The 17,012-nt window shown below is 66.6% G+C and carries 15 protein-coding genes and 1 tRNA gene; 6 read left to right on the forward strand and 10 right to left on the reverse strand.

Translation table 11 applies throughout. The features are described 5' to 3' along the window. The first annotated feature begins 66 nt into the window (after positions 1-66). The 4 genes from ftsY (at position 67) to G5B40_RS19905 (ending at position 3,150) form a co-directional block, all read left to right on the forward strand. Positions 67-1,110 carry a signal recognition particle-docking protein FtsY gene (ftsY, locus tag G5B40_RS19890; RefSeq protein WP_165102559.1) on the forward strand — a complete coding sequence of 348 codons (1,044 nt, stop codon included), beginning with the start codon at positions 67-69 and terminating at the stop codon, positions 1,108-1,110. Positions 1,111-1,202: 92 nt separating this feature from the next. Beyond that, positions 1,203-1,400: a hypothetical protein gene (locus G5B40_RS19895; RefSeq protein WP_165102562.1), complete on the forward strand. Its 198-nt coding sequence runs from the start codon at positions 1,203-1,205 to the stop codon at positions 1,398-1,400. Between the two features lie 170 nt (positions 1,401-1,570). Further along, entirely contained in the window at positions 1,571-2,473 is a 903-nt protein-coding gene (locus G5B40_RS19900; RefSeq protein WP_165103892.1) for a DMT family transporter, read from the forward strand. 80 nt (positions 2,474-2,553) lie between these two features. Next, complete coding sequence (locus G5B40_RS19905; RefSeq protein ID WP_165102565.1) at positions 2,554-3,150, forward strand: septation protein A; 597 nt, start codon at positions 2,554-2,556, stop codon at positions 3,148-3,150. Positions 3,151-3,181: 31 nt separating this feature from the next. Here G5B40_RS19905 and G5B40_RS19910 read toward each other — a convergent pair whose 3' ends face one another. Beyond that, on the reverse strand, positions 3,182-4,177 hold the full coding sequence (locus G5B40_RS19910) for a 2-hydroxyacid dehydrogenase (RefSeq protein ID WP_165102568.1): 996 nt from the start codon (positions 4,175-4,177) through the stop codon (positions 3,182-3,184). Between the two features lie 92 nt (positions 4,178-4,269). Between G5B40_RS19910 and G5B40_RS19915 the strand changes: the two genes are divergently transcribed. Further along, positions 4,270-4,797 carry an SH3 domain-containing protein gene (locus G5B40_RS19915; RefSeq protein ID WP_165102570.1) on the forward strand — a complete coding sequence of 176 codons (528 nt, stop codon included), beginning with the start codon at positions 4,270-4,272 and terminating at the stop codon, positions 4,795-4,797. Between the two features lie 12 nt (positions 4,798-4,809). Here the strand turns inward: G5B40_RS19915 and G5B40_RS19920 are convergent, their stop codons facing one another. Continuing rightward, the gene (locus G5B40_RS19920) at positions 4,810-6,315 is read right to left on the reverse strand and encodes a M48 family metalloprotease (RefSeq protein WP_165102573.1); all 1,506 of its coding nucleotides are present in this window, start codon (positions 6,313-6,315) and stop codon (positions 4,810-4,812) included. 149 nt (positions 6,316-6,464) lie between these two features. Between G5B40_RS19920 and G5B40_RS19925 the strand changes: the two genes are divergently transcribed. Next, positions 6,465-6,541 (forward strand) — tRNA-Arg (locus G5B40_RS19925). A gap of 38 nt (positions 6,542-6,579) precedes the next feature. Here G5B40_RS19925 and G5B40_RS19930 read toward each other — a convergent pair. The 8 genes from G5B40_RS19930 to G5B40_RS19965 all read right to left on the reverse strand — a co-directional run bounded on the left by G5B40_RS19930 (position 6,580) and on the right by G5B40_RS19965 (position 16,979). Then, a complete protein-coding gene (locus G5B40_RS19930; RefSeq protein WP_165102575.1) occupies positions 6,580-7,395 on the reverse strand; it encodes an NAD-dependent epimerase/dehydratase family protein in 816 nt (271 codons plus the stop codon). A 165-nt stretch (positions 7,396-7,560) separates the two neighbouring features. Continuing rightward, positions 7,561-8,763 (reverse strand): ABC transporter permease, encoded by a 1,203-nt coding sequence (locus G5B40_RS19935; RefSeq protein WP_165102578.1) that lies wholly within the window; start codon positions 8,761-8,763, stop codon positions 7,561-7,563. A 16-nt stretch (positions 8,764-8,779) separates the two neighbouring features. Then, positions 8,780-9,715 (reverse strand): ABC transporter permease, encoded by a 936-nt coding sequence (locus G5B40_RS19940; RefSeq protein WP_165102580.1) that lies wholly within the window; start codon positions 9,713-9,715, stop codon positions 8,780-8,782. A gap of 34 nt (positions 9,716-9,749) precedes the next feature. After that, positions 9,750-11,405 carry an ABC transporter substrate-binding protein gene (locus G5B40_RS19945; RefSeq protein WP_165102583.1) on the reverse strand — a complete coding sequence of 552 codons (1,656 nt, stop codon included), beginning with the start codon at positions 11,403-11,405 and terminating at the stop codon, positions 9,750-9,752. Between the two features lie 169 nt (positions 11,406-11,574). After that, a complete protein-coding gene (locus G5B40_RS19950) occupies positions 11,575-11,988 on the reverse strand; it encodes a DUF427 domain-containing protein (protein ID WP_165102586.1) in 414 nt (137 codons plus the stop codon). A 37-nt stretch (positions 11,989-12,025) separates the two neighbouring features. Further along, positions 12,026-13,492 (reverse strand): aromatic amino acid lyase, encoded by a 1,467-nt coding sequence (locus G5B40_RS19955; protein WP_165102589.1) that lies wholly within the window; start codon positions 13,490-13,492, stop codon positions 12,026-12,028. Continuing rightward, positions 13,489-14,826 (reverse strand): aromatic amino acid lyase, encoded by a 1,338-nt coding sequence (locus tag G5B40_RS19960; RefSeq protein WP_165102591.1) that lies wholly within the window; start codon positions 14,824-14,826, stop codon positions 13,489-13,491. Before G5B40_RS19960 ends, G5B40_RS19955 begins: the two co-directional genes overlap by 4 nt. Before the next feature lie 263 nt (positions 14,827-15,089). Next, entirely contained in the window at positions 15,090-16,979 is a 1,890-nt protein-coding gene (locus G5B40_RS19965) for a LysR substrate-binding domain-containing protein (protein ID WP_165102594.1), read from the reverse strand. Positions 16,980-17,012 lie beyond the last annotated feature (33 nt).

Below are 17,012 nucleotides of genomic sequence, written 5' to 3' on the forward strand. Positions count from 1 at the left end.
GGTCAAGCTTTGAGCGAGACGCTATCAGGGGCCATCGACCCGATGGATGGAGGCGTTGGCCCGCCGATGAGTTTCTTTTCCAAGCTGAAGGCCCGGCTGAGGAAGTCCTCCTCGAAGCTTGACGAGGGGGTGGAGACGCTGATCGCCGCCGACCCCCCTGCGCCGGCCGCCGTCGAATCGGCGTCAAAGACGGTACCCGAACCCAACGCGCCAAGACCCGGCCTCGCGGCGCGTCTTGCGGGGGCTGTTTCCGGACGCGGGGCCGAGCATGGCCGCGTGCTCGACGACGCGATGCTGAACGAGTTGGAGGAGCTTCTGATTTCGGCGGACATGGGCGTCGAGACGGCGATGCGCGTCGCCGCCGCGATGGCCGAGGGCCGCTTTGGAAAGCGGCTCGACGCGACGGAGATCAAGTCGGCGCTGGCGGCGGAGGTCGCGCGCATCCTCGCGCCTGTGGCCCGGCCGCTGCCGCTCTACGGGAAAAAGCCGCAGGTCGTGCTGGTTGTCGGTGTGAACGGTTCCGGCAAGACGACGACGATCGGAAAGCTCGCCAGCCAACTCAAGGGCGCGGGAAAATCCGTGGTGATCGCCGCCGGCGACACGTTCCGCGCGGCGGCGGTCGAGCAGTTGCAGATCTGGGGGGACCGGGCCGGCGTGCCGGTGATGGTCGCGCCCGAAGGGTCCGACCCCGCCTCGCTCGCGTTCGAGGCGATGGGGCGGGCGGAACGCGACGCGGCGGATATTCTGCTGATCGACACGGCCGGGCGGCTGCAGAATCGCGCCGACCTCATGGCTGAGTTGGAGAAGATCGTCCGCGTGATCCGAAAAAAGGATCCGGAGGCGCCGCATAACACGCTGCTCGTCCTCGACGCAACGACCGGACAGAACGCGCTTTCACAGGTCGATATCTTCCGGCGGATCGCCGCGGTCTCCGGTCTCGTGATGACCAAGCTTGATGGCACCGCGAAAGGAGGCGTGCTGGTCGCGCTGGCGGATCGCTTTGGTCTGCCGATCCATGCCATCGGTGTCGGTGAGCAGATCGACGACCTCGCGCCCTTCGATCCGGAGGAGTTTGCGGCGGCGCTGACCGGCCTCGATTCACGAATGTAAGAAATATCACGTTACTTTCTCCTCAAATACGCCATAATGCGGGGGCTAGCTGATGTGGTGGCTGGCATGTGAAGTGTTGTGGAGTTGGGGCTATGACCAAAGAAGAAATGCACGCGCCGGAATCCGTGATGGATCTGGCGCTCGATGTGATTCCGGCCAGGGCGGAAGCATACGCCATCGACCATCCGACAAACGAAAGCCGGCGCGCGACCGGGCGGTCGTCCGTGCGTGCGCGCCGACGCGAGACCGCTGGCTGGGAGTTGATGCGCGATCCGGTCTACGAGCACTGAGCCGGGACCAATCAGCGTCAAGGGAGGTGCGGAGCGTAACGAGCCATGTTCGGACGCTCCGCGGCAGTCCGCCCGGCTGAAGCATGGCCGCTATGCCGTGCTTGCGCAGCGACTTTCCTGTAAGCGCCATCTTGGATGCGCCGGTGGAGGCGCGGTGAGAGGCGCCGATGCTGGCCGATTGGGTCGGAGCGATCGAGGGAACGGAAACCGGCGCGGCGGTCGCGACTGCGCTGGCGCTCACGTCCGCGCTCGCTCACGCTGTATTCGGCGCGATCCAGAAGGGCAGGGGAGTCGACCCCTGGCTGATCAGGGGCGCCATAGATATCTGGTACTTCCTGATGGCGCTGCCGATCGCGCTATTCGTCTTTCCGCTGCCGTCGCTGGAACTGGCGCCGGTCTTCTTCGGCGCCTTCGTGATCCACTCCTGCTACAAGCTTCTGCTCGCCGCCGCATATGCGCGGGGCGCCTTCACGGTGGTCTATCCGGTGGTGCGCGGGGTCAGTCCGCTTGCGACGGTCGTCTTCGCCGGGGTGGTCTTCGGCGAGAGCTTCCGGCTCGGTCAATGGGGCGGGGTGCTGCTGCTTTCGCTGGCGATCATGGCGCTGGCGGCGGTCAATCTCCGTCGGGTGACAATGGGGCGGGAGACGCTGCTCAACGCGCTGATCCTCGCGCTTTTCACCGGTCTTTTCACGGCGCTCTACACCACCTACGACGCCTGGGGCATAAGACTGGCGGAGAACCCGTTCTCCTTTCTCTTCTGGTTCTTCGTCGCCGACGGGTTCTTCTTCCCGATCCTCGCCTTCATTCTCTGGCGGCGCCGTCCGTCGCGCCCGCCGCTCATGCCGATGCTGAGACTCGGCTTTGTTGGGGCGCTGATCGCGTGCGTCAGCTTCGGCGCGGTGATGATGGCGACCCGGCTCGACAAAGTCGGCGAGGCGGCGGCGCTGCGCGAGACGTCGGTCGTTTTCGCCGCGATCATCGGTTGGCTCTTCCTGAAGGAGGAGGTCGGCCCGCTTCGCGCCGGGTTGATGGCGCTGATCGGCCTTGGCGCGATGCTGGTGGAGTTCGGCTGAGCGAAGCGGCGGAAAATACGACGTGAGGCGTCCGCTGTCCGGCTTTCCGCGCCGCCGCTTTTCCGCTAAGGGGCGCTTCCATGAGCACAAGAGAAATCAACCCCTATCTCCGGCTCGGCCTGGAGTTCGGGCCGCTGGCGATATTCTTTCTCACCTATCGCGCCTATTCGGACGAGGCGTTGACGCTTTTCGGCGAAAGCTACGAGGGCGTGGTTGTGGCGACCATCGCCTTCATCCCGGCGATTCTCCTTTCGCTCGGCGTCTCCTGGGCGATGACGCGTCATTTGCCGCGCACGGCGGCGGTGACTGCGGTCGTCGTCGTGGTATTCGGCGGGCTGACGATCTGGCTGAACGACGCGACCTTCATCAAGATGAAGCCCACCATCGTGAACCTGATCTTCGCCGTCATGCTCGGATGGGGGCTGCTACGCGGCCGGTCCTATCTGAAATTCCTGATGGGGGAGCTTCTGCCGCTCACCGACGAAGGCTGGATGGCCTTCACCCGTCGCTGGGCGCTTTTCTTTCTGTTCATGGCGATTTTGAACGAGGTGATCTGGCGCGGTTTCTCCGAGGATTTCTGGGTCAATTTCAAGACCTTCGGCAGCCCCGTGGTCACGCTTGTCTTCATGTTCTCACAGACGGGGCTTCTGCGGCGACACACGCCGCCGGAGAGTTGATCGGGAACCGGACGCGCCGTGGGCGGCGGCCTCAAAGCATGGACGGCAGCACCTGGTCGGGCGGGCGATGACCGTCGGCGAAGGTCTTGATATTGATGATGACCTTCTCGCCCATCTCGATTCGGCCTTCCTCGGTCGCCGAGCCCATATGCGGCAGCAGCATCACGTTTGGCTGCGCCATAAGCTTCGGGTTCACCGCCGGCGCGCGTTCGAATACGTCGAGGCCGGCGCCGGCCAGTTCGCCCCGCACCAGCATCCGCGTCAGCGCGTTCTCGTCCACGATCTCGCCCCGCGCGGTGTTGACGAGATAGGCGGTCGGCTTGAGCAGCTTCAGCCGCCGGGCGTTCAGGAGATGATAGGTCGCCGGCGTATGCGGGCAGTTGACGCTCACCACGTCCATCCGCGCCAACATCTGGTCTAGGCTCTCCCAGTATGTCGCCTCCAGCGCGGCTTCGATGTCGCCATGCAGCCGGCGGCGGTTGTGGTAATGCACCTGCATCCCGAAGGCGCGCGCCCGGCGCGCCACCGCCTGGCCGATCCGGCCCATGCCGAGGATGCCGAGGCGTTTCCCCGTCACCCGTCGCCCCGTGAGCGCGGTTGGCGACCAGCCGCCCCATTCGCCGGACTGGATCAGCGCCACGCCCTCCGCCAGCCGGCGCGGCACCGCGAGGATCAGCGCCATGGTCATGTCGGCGGTGTCCTCCGTCAAAACCCCGGGCGTGTTGGTGACGAGAACGCCGCGCCGCCGCGCGGTCTCGACGTCGATATGGTCGAACCCGGCGCCGTAATTCGCGATCAGCTTCAGCCGCTCGCCGGCCTGCGCCAGCAGCTTCTGGTCGATCTCGTCCGTCAGGGTCGGCACCAGGACATCGGCGCTCTTCATCGCCGCGCCAAGCGTGGCGGCGTCCATCGGCGTGTCGCTCTCGTTCAGCGTCACGTCAAAAAGTTCTCGCAGGCGTGTCTCCACCGGCTCCGGCAGGCGACGGGTGACAGTGACCGACAGGCGGTGTTTGGGTCGGTCGGTCATGGGCTGCGCCTCCGGTTGCGACAAGCGAACGAACTGGTGATATTGTATGCGTTGAGACGGCACAAGAAACCGATCCGGACGCGAGGGCGAGCATGAACGGGGCGAGAGGCGCGGCGTTCGCCGTGGCGATGGCGCTGATGGCGCTGGGGCCGATGGCGGGGGGTGAAACCGCCGCCGGGGCGCGGGCGGAGACACTCGGTCCGGTTACGAACCTTCCGCTGCCGCGTTTCGTTAGCCTGAAGACGGACAAGGCCAATATCCGGCGCGGCCCGGGTCTCACGCATCGCGTCGACTGGGTGTTCATGCGCCGGGGAATGCCACTGGAGATCACCGCCGAATTCGGCCACTGGCGCCGGGTGCGCGACGTCGACGACGCCGGTGGCTGGGTGCATTTCGCCATGTTGCGCGGCAGCCGCTCCGCCGTCGTCACCGCGCCGCGCGCCGCCCTTCGCGAGGGGCCGGAGCCGGGTGCGAATCTCGTTGCGCTCGCGGAGGCGGGGGTGATCCTCTCCGTCGAAAAGTGCGTCAGGAACTGGTGCGAAGTCGAGACGAAGGGCGACAGCGGCTGGATCGCGAAGCCGGAAATCTGGGGGGTCGGGCCGGACGAGGTGTTCGACTGAGGCGCGCGCCGGTCAGCGCCGCACCAGCTTGACCTTCTGTCCGGGGCGGAGCCCGGCGCGCGGGCCGAGACCGTTCAGCACCCTGAACCGCTCGACCGCCCGGTTGCGGAACGGGGTGAGACGCGCCAGGCTCGCGGGCGTTTCTCCGGCCGCGACGGTGTGGATCTCGATCCGCTGCGCGGAGATGCGCCGCGCCTGCGCCGCCGTCAGTTTCCTGAAACTGGCCGCGGCCTGATCCATCCGCGCGCCGAGGCGATCCGCGCCCGTCGGCTGCACGCCGAGAAAACGCCAGACCGAGCCGCCGTCGCGAATCGCGGTCATGCGAAGAATCTTGACTCCATCGCCAGTCTGGACGGGCAGGACGGCCGAGGCCGCGTCCAGCCCGCCGATCCGACTGCGCCGAAGGTTCTGAAGCTGACCGGCGCGGGTCTGACGGGCGATCTCGGGCGCCCATGCCCTGGCGATGTAGTCGTCCATCGCGCCGCCGCCGCTCCGATCGCCATCGAAGATGATTCCAGAACCCTGCGGTCCGGTCGCGATCACCTTCGCGGCGGTGTTCCTAATGCGGAAACCCGTCGGCGCGGTGAAGTTGAATCGGAGCGCGGCGTGGCTGAAGCGCCGCCCGTCGACAACGCCCTGATCCGGGCTGTGGCCATAAACCATGCCGGAGATCGCATCGAGAAACCGCGCCCGGTTGCGCAGCGCGCCGGCGGCGTCCACCTGACGTTCGGCCGCAGCGGTCGCCTCCCGCACGCGTTCTGGCGTCGCCGGATGGGTGGAGAAGAAGTCAACGCGGTTCGGGTTGTAGCCGCCGCCGGCGATCTGCGCCTGCAGCCGCGCCTCGGCCTGCAGATTGGCGAGGAAATCGGCCTCCGCGCGCGGGTCGTACCCGGCCCGCGCGAGATAGCGCACGCCAAGCTGGTCGGCCTCGAACTCCTGGGTTCGCGAATAGGACGCGACATAGCCCTGTCCCAGCGTGGAGCCAAGCTGGCTGACGGTGTTCAGCGCCTGACCCGAAAGCCCGGCGGCCGCGCCGAGAAGGGACACGCCGAGCGCACCGATCTGCGCGAGCCCGGCCTGCGTCTGCCGCTGGGCGGAATGCGCGGCGACGACGTGGCCGATCTCATGGCCGATCACGCCGGCGAGCTCGGCCTCGTCATTCGCCAGCGCGATCAGTCCGCGCGTGACATAGACATAGCCGCCGGGCAGCGCGAAGGCGTTGACCACCGGGCTGTCGAGCACGGTGAAGGTCCAGCGCGCGTTTGGCTGCTCGGTCTGCGCCACGAGACGCCGTCCAATTCCATCGACATAAGCGCGGAGCGCCCGGTTCTGCACCTCGCCGCCGAACTCGGCGACGATCTTCGGATGGTTCTGCGCCCCGATCCGCTGCTCGGACGCGCTACGCGCCGACGCGGTCTGCGGCTCGGAGCCAGGCGGCCCGCCCGGCGCGGAACAGGCGGCGAGCGCGAAAGCGGTCAGCCAGCCGAAACAGATCCTCGGAATGGTCGGGCGTCCCATCGTCTAGCCTCCAGTTTCCGTCAACTCGCCGTCTTTCATCACAGCGCGACGGCGCCGAAGGCCCCGGACATAGCGGCGCCGTTTCTAGAACTAGGCCGGCGTAACCCGGTTGCAAGCCCGCGCCCCCCGCCGCATAAACACGGCTCGACGGCCCCGTAGCTCAGCAGGATAGAGCAGCCGCCTCCTAAGCGGCAGGTCAGAGGTTCGAATCCTCTCGGGGTCGCCAGACCATCGCGAAATGGGGCGAGAGGCCCGGCCTGCGCTTCATTCTGCGGGTTTGTCGTCGGGGTGGCCAAGCTCGCAGAACCAGCCGCCGAGATATCTGACAGAGGGCCTGAGCGGATCGGGGACCGGCGTGCGTCCCTCCACGCCCTCGCGGGCCGGCTCCGAGCTGTCCAGTGGCGTGAAGCCGAGATGGTTCGCGCCGCTGTTGTCCACCGGCTTCACCTTGTTGTCGGATATGCCGAAGGAGATCGTGTGCCCTACGCGCGGCGCGGTCAGCGCCGCCTCCACCAGGCGGACGCAATCCGCGAAGGAGAGATACGACCAGAGCATGCGCCGATCCGCGGGTTCTGGAAAGGATGAGAATATGCGCAGGCAAGCGGTCTCGATTCCGAACTTGTCCCAGTAGAGCCGGCTGAGGCTTTCGACGAAGCATTTCGAGACGCCGTAAAGGCTGTCGGGGCGGGGCGGGGCGTCGACGCCGATCTGCGCCTCCACCTCGTGATAACCGATGGCGTGCACGGAAGAGGCGTAGATGACTCGCTTCACCCCGTGTCGCCGCGCGGCTTCGTAGATGTGGTAGGAGCCGCGGATGCTGGAATCGAGCACGGTCTCCCAGACGCATTCATGTGGCGCACCGCCGAAATGCACGATGGCGTCGCAATCCTTCGCGGCCTCGATCGTCGCCTCCATGTCGGCGAGATCGAAGATCGCCGCTTCCTCGTTCGGCTTCAGGTCGCCAAGCGGTTCGCGGTCCGCCAGCCGGATCTTCTTGGCCAGATGCGCAAGGCCGGGACGCAGCACCGAGCCGAGACGGCCGGCGGCGCCGGTGAGGAGGATGCGTTCGTAGTTCGGCATGTCGTTTTCTCCTGTTCAGCGACAGCGGCCTTGATGCGCTGGATCGCTTCCGAAAGCGAGGACCTCGCCAGTCGCCGTCCGGACATCATTGGGGGCAGGCGGGGCCATGGCGGTCCGACCGCAAGATGTGTTCGTCCGGAGGGTGGCTGGCGTTCCGCTCGTCGCTCAGTCCCTCATTGACTGTTCGCGCAGCCCGTCCGCCATCAGGTTGAGGCCGAGCACCAGCGTCATCAGAGCGATCGCCGGGGCGAGCGCCATATGCGTCGTCGAGGCGAGACGCACGAAGGACCGGCCGTGATTGATCATCGAGCCCCAGTCAGGGCTCTCCGGTTCAAGCCCGAGGCCGAAGAAACCGAGTGTGCCCAGAAGGATCGTCGTGTAGCCGATACGGAGGCAGAAATCGACGATCAGCGGCCCGCGCGCGTTCGGCAGAATCTCCCAGAGGAGAACATACCAGGTGCTTTCGCCCCTGGTCTGCGCGGCGGCGACATAGTCGCGGGTCTTAATGTCCATGGTGAGGCCCCGGACGATGCGAAAGACGCCGGGGCTGGAGCCGAGCACGACGGCGGCGAACACGTTGAGCTCGTTCGGATCGAGCCTGATCGGCGACCAGTCGGCGCCGAAGACGAGCCCCGGATAAAGCCAAAGCGCGGCCAGCAGTGTCGGCGCGACCGTCAATGATAGTCGCAACGGATCGGATCCGAAGCGGGTGATCCAGGCGAGCATCAGAAACCCGACCGGGAAGAGAAAGAACAGCGCCGCCATCGCGATCGGGATCGACCACGGGATGGTGAAGCCGAGAACGTGGTGCATTGTCGGCGCCCGCACTTCTGGCGTCACCAGCAGGTAAAAGAGCAGGATCAGCGGGAAGGCGAGGACGAGATTGGCGAGAAACGACGCGACTGCGTCGACCGCGCCGCGCCTGTAACCGGCCGGCAGGCCGAGCGTCGCGCCGACCATGAAAGCGATCAGCGTCGCAGCCGGCGCAATGATCAGGACGATCCGCGCGCCATATACGACTCGACTGAAGACATCGCGGGCGAGGTTGTCGGCGCCCCAGAGAAAGACGGTCCCGGTCTCCGCGTCGATCGCGCCCGGCGGCGATTTCTTGATGCCGAAGGTGAAAGACTGATCGAGCGGTCCCATCGGCGCGATCCAGTCGGCGAAGATGGCTGCGAATATCCAGAAGAGGACGATGACGAGACCGGCCGTTCCGACCCGCGAGCGAAAGATGAGCCCCATAAGGCCGATGCGGCCGCGCAGCGCGTAGAGCAGGCCCAGCGCCGCCGCCAGCGCCGCCAGCGCCGGCCAGAAGCGGAATATGGAAAGCAGAACAATCTCCGCCGGGCCGATAAATTCGGGCGTCATGGCTGGCGCTCCGCGCTCATCGCACCCGTATCCGCGGGTTCAGGTAGACGTAACCGATATCGGATATGAGCTGCGTCACAAGAACCAGAACCACCGCAACCCATGAAATCGCGAGCAGAAGGTCAATGTCGTTGTTTCCCGCCGCCTGCACCAGCGTCCAACCGAAGCCCTTGTAGTTGAACATGGATTCGACGATCACGACACCCGTCAGCAACCATGGGAACTGAAGCATGATGACCGTGAAGGGCGCGATCATCGCGTTGCGGATCGCGTGTTTCAGGACGATGCCAGGAAACGCGACCCCTTTCAGCCGGGCGGTGCGGATATATTGCGCCGTCATCACCTCGGCCATCGACGCGCGAGTCATCCGCGCGATGTATCCCATGCCGTAGATCGCTGTCGTCATCACCGGCAGCGCGAAATTCTCGAATGTCACGTCCCCCGCCCGCGCGACGCCTTTCAGGAGGCCGAGCGAACTGGCGAAGATGACGGTGAAGATGATCCCGGTGACGTATTCCGGGGCGGAGGTTGAGGTGATGGCAGCGAAAGAAAGGCCGCGATCCAGCCGCGAACCCTCACGCATGCCGGCGAGGACGCCGAGCGCCAACGCCGAGGGCACCATCACGATCATCACCCAGAACATCAATATCCCGGTATGATAGAGGCGCTCGCCGATTACCTCTGAGACGGGTTTGCGGAACTGCCGGCTCCAGCCCATGTCGCCCTGAACCGTGCCGGCCATCCATTCGCCGTAGCGAGTGAGGAAAGGCCGCTCATACCCTTCCTTTTCCAGCCAGACGACGACCTCGGCGTCGCTCATCCGGTTGTTGGCTTCCGATTTCGCGAGCTTCTCGAGGTTCCCCGGCAGGTTGACCAGCGTGAAGACGATCAGCGTCAGCGCGAACATCGTCAGCAACATCGCGCCGAGCTTCCGGATCAGGAAGATCGTCATCGCATCATCCCGGGTGTCGCGCGCGCGCTTACGCCTAACTTTCCAGCCAGACCTCCTCGAGATGCATCTCGTCCGACTGGTGTTTTTCGTAGCCGTGGACGCCTTCGCGATAGCTCAGATAGATCTTGCGCCAATAGGGTTGGATGATGATTCCCGCGTCCTGCAGCCTTGCTTCGAGCTTGGCCATGATCGCGCGCCGCGCTTCGACATCGGGTGTCGCAGAGGCCTTCTCCAGCAGCGCGTCGAACTCCGGATCCGAGAACGCGGTTTCATTCCAGGACCCTCCGGATTTGTAGGCGAGGTTGAGCACCTGAACGCCAAGCGGCCGGCCGGTCCAGTTGGTCGTGGAGAACGGGTATTTCGTCCAGTCGTTCCAGAATGTAGCGCCGGGGATGATCGTCCGCTTGACCTTGATCCCCGCGTCGCGAAGCTGCGCGGCGATGGCGTCGGACGTGTCGCGCCGCCAGTCGGTGTCGATCGAGATCAACTCGAACTCGGTGTCTCGATGCCCCGCTTCCTCCAGCAGCGCCAGCGCCCTTTCGACATTGCGGGAGATTGGCGGCAGCGGGGCGTATTCGGTATGCACGGGACCGACATGGTGGTTCTCCGCCGGCTCCCCGGCGCCGTCGAGGCCGAGCTGGAGGACGATGTTGTTGTCCACGGCGAGCTGAAGCGCATTCCGGACACGCTTGTCGTCATAGGGCGGGTTGGCGACGTTCATCCGCGCCACGATCGTCTGACCGGTGGCGATTTCGGATCTCAGCATCCCAATCGCGTCCAGCTGTTCGAGCGCGGAGGGCGGCGTGTCATTGCTTCCATCGACCTCGCCGGCTTCGAGAGCGTTGATCATCGCCGTCGTGTCGGTCCCGAAATCGATCCACTCGATCCCGTCGAGATATGGCTCGCCGGCCCACCATTCGTGGTCCTTTTTCCGGCGCACTTCGGCCCGAACGCCGGTCTCGTAGGCGACGAGTTCGTAAGGGCCGGTGGTGACGGCGCAGATTTCCTCCGCCGACGCGCCGCCGCCATAGCTGCGGTGCACGACCAGCGCGGGATAGTCCGCCATGGCGGCGACCAGCGTGATGTCCGGCGTCGGTAGGTGGGCGATCACGGTGTGGTCGTCCACGATCTCCAGCGCGCCTTCGCGGAGTTTGCCGGTGTCGGGGTCCACCAGCTCGCCCATGCGCGAAGCCATGGAGTTGCCGGGAACGTCCTTTTCGCACCAGCGGGCGATATTGAAGACCAGGTCCTCGGCGCCGAATTCGTCGCCGTTGGACCACATCACTCCCTTGCGGCAGTTGAGCGTATAGGTCGTCGCATCGTCGCTCACCTCCCAGCTCTCCAGCAGCCGGCCCTCGAAGGTGAAGTCGCGTTTCCAGCGCACCAGATATTCGCAGCATTGGCGTGTGACGTTGGCGAGGGAGCCCCAATCATAGGTGCGCGGGTCCTTCATCGCCTGGACTTCCATCTCGATTCGCAGAACTCCGCCCTTCCTGCCTTCCGCGGCCCGGGCGAGGCCGGGTGCGAGCCCGCCGAGCGCATAGGCCCCAGCCGCGGAAACGCCGACGCCGGTGGCGATGCTGAGGAACTCCCGTCGGCTGAGCCGACCCGCGCGAAACGATTCGGCGCTGGATCGCGCGATGGGGTGAAGTCTGGCGAGCGTGTCGTCCTGGACATCATTCCGTTTCATGGGTCGTCTCCCTGTCGCAAAGGCGCCGCAGCGTCCGAATATCGCACGCAGCTAATCACGCCGAGTCGCCGCAGGCCAAGAAAGAAAACGGCGGTTGGCCGCTCCGGCGGGGGCGAGCGGGCGGGTTTTCGGCAAATAGATGGCGGCGATAACAAACGCCGATGGGCGTTCAGACCCCCCGCGTCTCGATAATCACATGTTCGGGATAGAAGGCGATCAATCCCTTGAGGTCCGTCGCGAAGTCGAACGGCTCCGGATAGGTCCACGCGATGTTCTCGACGGCGACCGCGCCGGTCTCGTCCAGGAGGTCGAAATAGGCCGCGTCTCCCTTCAGCGGACAATGGGTCGATTTCGTGTTCCGCCGCAGTCGCGCGCGTATGGCCACTTCGGGGAAATAGACCAGCGGAGCGTAAACGTCCTTGCCGACTTCGATCATGTGAACCGCGTTTGAAGCATCGGCCAGCACCGTGTCGTCGCGAAGCGCGCGGGCGCGCCCCGTCATCGGCCTTAGCCGCATGAAGTGGCGCGGCTCGGCCGGATTGTGGATAGTGTGCTCGGACATCGTGATGGCGGAATCGGGCATCTCAGGTTTCCTTCTTTGGCGCGGCCCGCGCCGGGTTTCAGCGCGAGTGCGAGTGCGGGTTCGGGCCGCCGGTGATCGCGAGCGTCGCGAAACGGGTTTGTAAGGCATGCAGATCGGCGCCGAGATCACGCTCGCGCCGGTCGGTGACGGGCGCGACATGGGCGCGAATCTCGTCAAGAAACGGGCGGAGCGCCGGCGCGGGTTCGCGTTTCGTCACCCAGAGCGCTTGACTCGCCGCCGCGGCGAGCACCGCAAGCGAGGCTTCGAGGCAGAACGAGCTTCGCAGATTCTTGGCGTACGAGAAGGCCGCGGTGGTCGCCACGTCGTTCTGCCCGCCGATGCCTCCGCCTTCGCTCGGCGGCATGAAGGTGCGCCGCGCCGCATGACGCGCCTCCTCGCCGAAGCCGATCTGGACGAAGCTGATCACTCCGGCGCCGTAGGGCGGACCGTTTGGATCGACCAGCCCGGCGGGCAGATGCTCGGCGCTGAAGAGTTTCATCGTCTGGCGGTCGGCGAGGGTGCACAGGTCCGCCTGGCGCGCGTTCACGGCGTCGACGGCCGGCGTCGCGGCGGCGTTGTGATAGCCGCCGGTCGACATCACGCGCCCGTCCGGATGGCTCTCGTCCGGAAGCACGTAGACCGGATTGTCGGTGACGGAGGAGAGGGATATCTCCGCCACTTCCTCCAACGTCGCGACCGCCGCCTCCGCGGCGCCGAGCACGGTGGGAAGAATGCGCCATGAGACCGGCGCCTGATAGTCGATCCGCCCCGCCGTCGGGGCGTCCTCCAGCCACGCGCGGAGCGCGGTGAGCGCGGCCCGTTCATGCGGGTCGGCGATACGCCGCCCGAGACCTGCATCGTAGGGCGCAAGGGGTGCGCCATAGCCCTCGACCGAAAGCGCCATGATCGCGGTCGCCAGTTTCAGTCGCCCGCGCGCCGTCAGCGCCGCGTCGGCGGCGAGACCGGCGGAGACCGGCGAGCCGTTGATGCGCGCCATCGGCTCGGCTTCCTCGACCTCGCCATCGGGCATCGCGCTCATGATGTGAAAGAGCGGAAGAATCTCGCCCGCCCCGAGTTGGCCGGTCAGCGGCAGGCGCGGAATCGGCGCGTCGAGCATCGACGCGATCCGCTCCGCCTCCACCGGTCGGGTCTTTGCGTTCCCTTCCACATAGTTGGCGAGACGGGCGAGGATGATCATCCGCACCGCGCGTTCAGGCACAGCTTCCGGGCCGAAGCCCGCGCCATTGAAAGTACGTCTGTTTTCGGCGGCGCGGGCGCGTTGCTGGTCGGGCGGCACCGGCGTTTTCGCGTTCTGGCCGGCGCCTGACGTGACGCCGTAGACGAAGCGGGTCCGGTCGGCGTCGAGATAGCGCATGAAGCTTTCCCGCGCCCGATTCATTGCCGTGACCGCCTCCGGACCGATGGCGACGCCTTCGCCGCCAAGGCCGACCCGGCGCGCGGCGTCGAGCGTCAGATCTTTACGATTCCTGAGTGTTACCGTCATCGCCCGTCCTCCGCTGCAAGCGCCGCGTCAGCCATGTCGTCGTCTGTCAGAAGGTCGCTCTCGCTGTTCGCCGCATCGGTCAAGGCGGCGGCCAGGCGGGCGGCGTCTTCGCCAAGCACGCGCTTTTCGATGACCGGCGGAAAGCGGCGGCGGACGGCTGCGAGAAAAGGCGAAAGCGGCGGGGCGGGATCGCGTCCGGCGATATGAAGCGCGTGCGACGCCGTGGCGGCCAGAATCCCGATCATGCGATCGAAGAGAACGGCGACCTTCGCCTCGTTCCGGCAAGCGATCAGCCCCGGCGCGCTGACATCGTCCTGAAGCGAGGCGCCCGCTTCCGCAGGGGAAAGGAGCGCGGGTTCGCCGAGTCTCCTCATGTCGTCGATGATGTCGTTGCCGACGAATTCGATGTAGCTGGTCGAGCGGCCGGTCCAGTATTTTTCTCCCTCCGGCAACAGCCTGTCAGGCAGGCCGGAGACGTCGCCGCGGTGAAGCTTCACCACCTGCCGCTGGGCGAGCGTGGCGATGTCGACCCAGTTCGCCATCACCGTCTCGACCGCCTGAGCGGTGATGGCGTTGTGATAGCCGCCGGTGGAGACGGCGCGCGGCGCGCCGGCGTCCGGCCCACCCTCGATAAAGGAAGGGTTGGAAACCATGCCCGCGAGCGCGCGCTCCGCCGCCGCAATCAGCCCCGCGGCGCCGCGATTTCCCTGGCCGAGCACGCGCGGCAGGATGCGCCAGGAGACCGGCGCCTGATAGGGGCGCCGCCCTTCCGTCGTCGCGCCCGCCAGCCAGCGGGCGAACGAATCGAGCGAAGCGGCCTCGTGCGGGTCGCCCCAGAGCGGCTTCAACGCCGGATCGAAATGCTCCAGCGGCGCCAGAATCGCTTCGGCCGAGAGCGCGAACACCTTGTGCGCAAGCGCCATGCGCCGGCGCGCGCGAATTGCGGCGAGCGCCGCCATGCCGGTCGATGAGCAGGCGGAGTTGGCCTGGCTCGCCTGGACCTCCTCCGGGTCGCGGCGCATCAGATCGGGGGCGCCGCGCATGAGATAGAACATCGGCAATATCTCGCCTGGCGAGGTCAATCCGCCATCCGGAATCTCCGGTTGCGGGCCGTTCAACGCCTCCTCCACGGCCTTCGCCGCGCGCAGCGTCGAGGCGGGGGCGCCGCCGATGACGAGGGCCAGCATGGCGAAATACATCGAGCGGACTTCGGCCTCACCAAGCGGACGGTCTCCGAGCGAAAGGCCAAGAAAAGGCATCCCGCCCGCCGCCCGCCGCCGCCGCGCCTCGGCGTCGACGCGGTTCTTCGCATTAGGTCCGAAATCGCTGGTCACGCCGTAAACGAACGCATTGCCATTGGACTCAAGAAAGTCACGGAAGCATTTATTTTTACGTATAATTTCATGTATTGCCGGGTCGCCGATCCGAGCGTCTTCGCGCTTGATGACGACGCGGTTCAGCGCGTCGAGCGTGAAGTCTTCGGGGGCATTGAAAACGATGGACATAGAGGTGCTCACCAAGTTGCTTGCGTGGGGTCGATTCGCCCCTTCGGCGCGCCGCAAGGATGGCCGCGGCGCGCCAAATGGCAAGTGGGAGTCTAGAAAGTGGCGCGGGGCGCGGCCGCATCGAGGGTCGAGTCCGGCCCATCTTCCGCCTCTGTCGACGCGCCCGACGCCGAAGCGGATGCGAGGCGCTGAAAGGCCGCCGCGATCTGCTCGCCGAGGGCCTCCAGCACAGGGTCCGGCGGCCCCGCGCTTCGCGTTGCGAGGCAGAGTCTCCTCTCGATTCGCGGGGCGATGACGCGTCGCGCGACGAGCCGCCCGGCCCCGAGATCGTCGTGTATGGCGCTCGACGGCAGCACCGTAGCGAAACGCCCGGTTTTCACCAGCCGAAGCGTCAGGGAGAGCCCGTCGATCTCCATCGCGGGAGTAAAGGCGAGACCGGTTTCGGCGAGCGCCCTCTCCGTGAGCGCCCGAAGGCCGAAGCGGCGCGAAGGCGTGATGAGATCGACCTCGGCCAGCGACCGTCCCTCGATTTCGGACGAGCCGTCGTCCCAGCGCGAACCAGGGGCGACGACAAGCACGATCGGCTCACGCAGGATCGGCCGTATGGCGAGGCCGGGCTGCTGATCGAGCGTGTCGATGAGCGCCAGGTCGACGAGTTGGGCGCGGAGCCAGCGGGTCAGCACCCCGGTATACCCTTCGGCGACGGTGAGCGCCGCGTCGGGGTAGGCGGGCCGCCATTCGTCGAGCGCGGCGGCGGCGGCGCGCGCGACGAGGCTCGATTCGCCCGCCGCCGGAATGAGGCCAAGCCGCACGCGCCGCCTGTCGGGACCGTGCGCGGCGGCACGCAGCCGTCTCATCGACTCGTCGTGATCGTTTAGAATCGGCGCGGCGAAATCATAGAACCGCACGCCCGCGCTGGTCGCTGTCATCCCGGCGCTTGACCGGTCGAAGAGCGTCCGTTTCAGCGCGCGTTCGAGCTTTCGCAGCTGCACGGAAAGCGCGGGTTGGACGATTCCGCGCATCTGCGCGGCGCGGGTGGTGTTGCCGGTCTCCATCGTCGCCGTGAAGCAGCGAAGGCCGTGAAGATCGATCCGCGCATCGACGGCGCGAAGGCGTGGTGGCGCGCCAGGCCCCTCGGCCACTGTCCGCGTGGCTTCGCGAAGGATCGAAAGTTCGAGATCGCGCCCGCTTCCACGCACCTCGATTTCGGGGACGAACGGCGCGCCGACGACAGGCCGTATCGACAGCGCCGGCGCGGAATGCCCGGCGGCGAGGCAGGAGGCCGGAACGAGTAGCGCGACGTCCTTGCGATCGAGAAGCGTGAAATGAACGCCGGTGGAGTCAAGCTTCACGGCCTGCGGGCGTACGCCGTCGACGGCGAGCCGCGCCGCATCGGTCGCATCGAACGGGCCGACGAGCACGCGCAGTGCGGCGAGCGCGCTCCAGCTCGTCGGGGCGTCCGAGGCCCCGCCGCGCAGCGTCAGCAGCCGCCATTCGTCGCGGATCCGGCGCCCCGGCGCGGCGTTGGCGGGTGCGAGCCGCCAGGTGATGTTGACGCCGCGCGACGAGGGCGCCGGTTCGGCCGGCAGGCGCAGGATCACCGCGCGCTCGCCGCTGCGACGGGTGTTGGCGAGCGCGCCGGCCAGCGTCGCGCAGTCAAGCGCGGAACCGGGTGGAGCGCCGACGAGCGTCACTGTGCGAGGCTCCGAAGCGCCGACACGCCCGCTATGGAGATCGGCGAAGGCGTGCTCGACATCGAGCGTCAGCGCGGCGCCGTGATCGCGCAGCCGCGCGCCGACCTCGGTCAGGCGCGCGCCGAGCCGCGTCGGCGCGAGCAACCGGGCGCCGATATCGTCCTCCAGCGTCCTGATCGCGGCGCTGACGGTCGACTGCGCGAGGCCCATCCGCCGCGCGCCCGCCGAAACGCCGCCTGCGCCCGCGGCGGCGAGAAAACACCAGAGAGTTCTGAGCGTGGCGGGCATTTCGACAAACACACATCGGTGAAAGTGATCAAA

The organism is Pikeienuella piscinae (genome assembly GCF_011044155.1).
In the GTDB taxonomy this organism is placed as follows: Bacteria; Pseudomonadota; Alphaproteobacteria; order Rhodobacterales; family Rhodobacteraceae; genus Pikeienuella; species Pikeienuella piscinae.

Bases quoted from the DNA above. Each gene is read 5' to 3' on its own strand.
- ftsY (WP_165102559.1), top strand. From the start codon at position 67: ATGAGTTTCTTTTCCAAGCTGAAGGCCCGGCTGAGGAAGTCCTCCTCG.
- G5B40_RS19895 (WP_165102562.1), top strand. From the start codon at position 1,203: ATGACCAAAGAAGAAATGCACGCGCCGGAATCCGTGATGGATCTGGCG.
- G5B40_RS19905 (WP_165102565.1), top strand. From the start codon at position 2,554: ATGAGCACAAGAGAAATCAACCCCTATCTCCGGCTCGGCCTGGAGTTC.
- G5B40_RS19910 (WP_165102568.1), bottom strand. From the start codon at position 4,177: ATGACCGACCGACCCAAACACCGCCTGTCGGTCACTGTCACCCGTCGC.
- G5B40_RS19915 (WP_165102570.1), top strand. From the start codon at position 4,270: ATGAACGGGGCGAGAGGCGCGGCGTTCGCCGTGGCGATGGCGCTGATG.
- G5B40_RS19920 (WP_165102573.1), bottom strand. From the start codon at position 6,315: ATGGGACGCCCGACCATTCCGAGGATCTGTTTCGGCTGGCTGACCGCT.
- G5B40_RS19930 (WP_165102575.1), bottom strand. From the start codon at position 7,395: ATGCCGAACTACGAACGCATCCTCCTCACCGGCGCCGCCGGCCGTCTC.
- G5B40_RS19935 (WP_165102578.1), bottom strand. From the start codon at position 8,763: ATGACGCCCGAATTTATCGGCCCGGCGGAGATTGTTCTGCTTTCCATA.
- G5B40_RS19940 (WP_165102580.1), bottom strand. From the start codon at position 9,715: ATGACGATCTTCCTGATCCGGAAGCTCGGCGCGATGTTGCTGACGATG.
- G5B40_RS19945 (WP_165102583.1), bottom strand. From the start codon at position 11,405: ATGAAACGGAATGATGTCCAGGACGACACGCTCGCCAGACTTCACCCC.
- G5B40_RS19950 (WP_165102586.1), bottom strand. From the start codon at position 11,988: ATGCCCGATTCCGCCATCACGATGTCCGAGCACACTATCCACAATCCG.
- G5B40_RS19955 (WP_165102589.1), bottom strand. From the start codon at position 13,492: ATGACGGTAACACTCAGGAATCGTAAAGATCTGACGCTCGACGCCGCG.
- G5B40_RS19965 (WP_165102594.1), bottom strand. From the start codon at position 16,979: ATGCCCGCCACGCTCAGAACTCTCTGGTGTTTTCTCGCCGCCGCGGGC.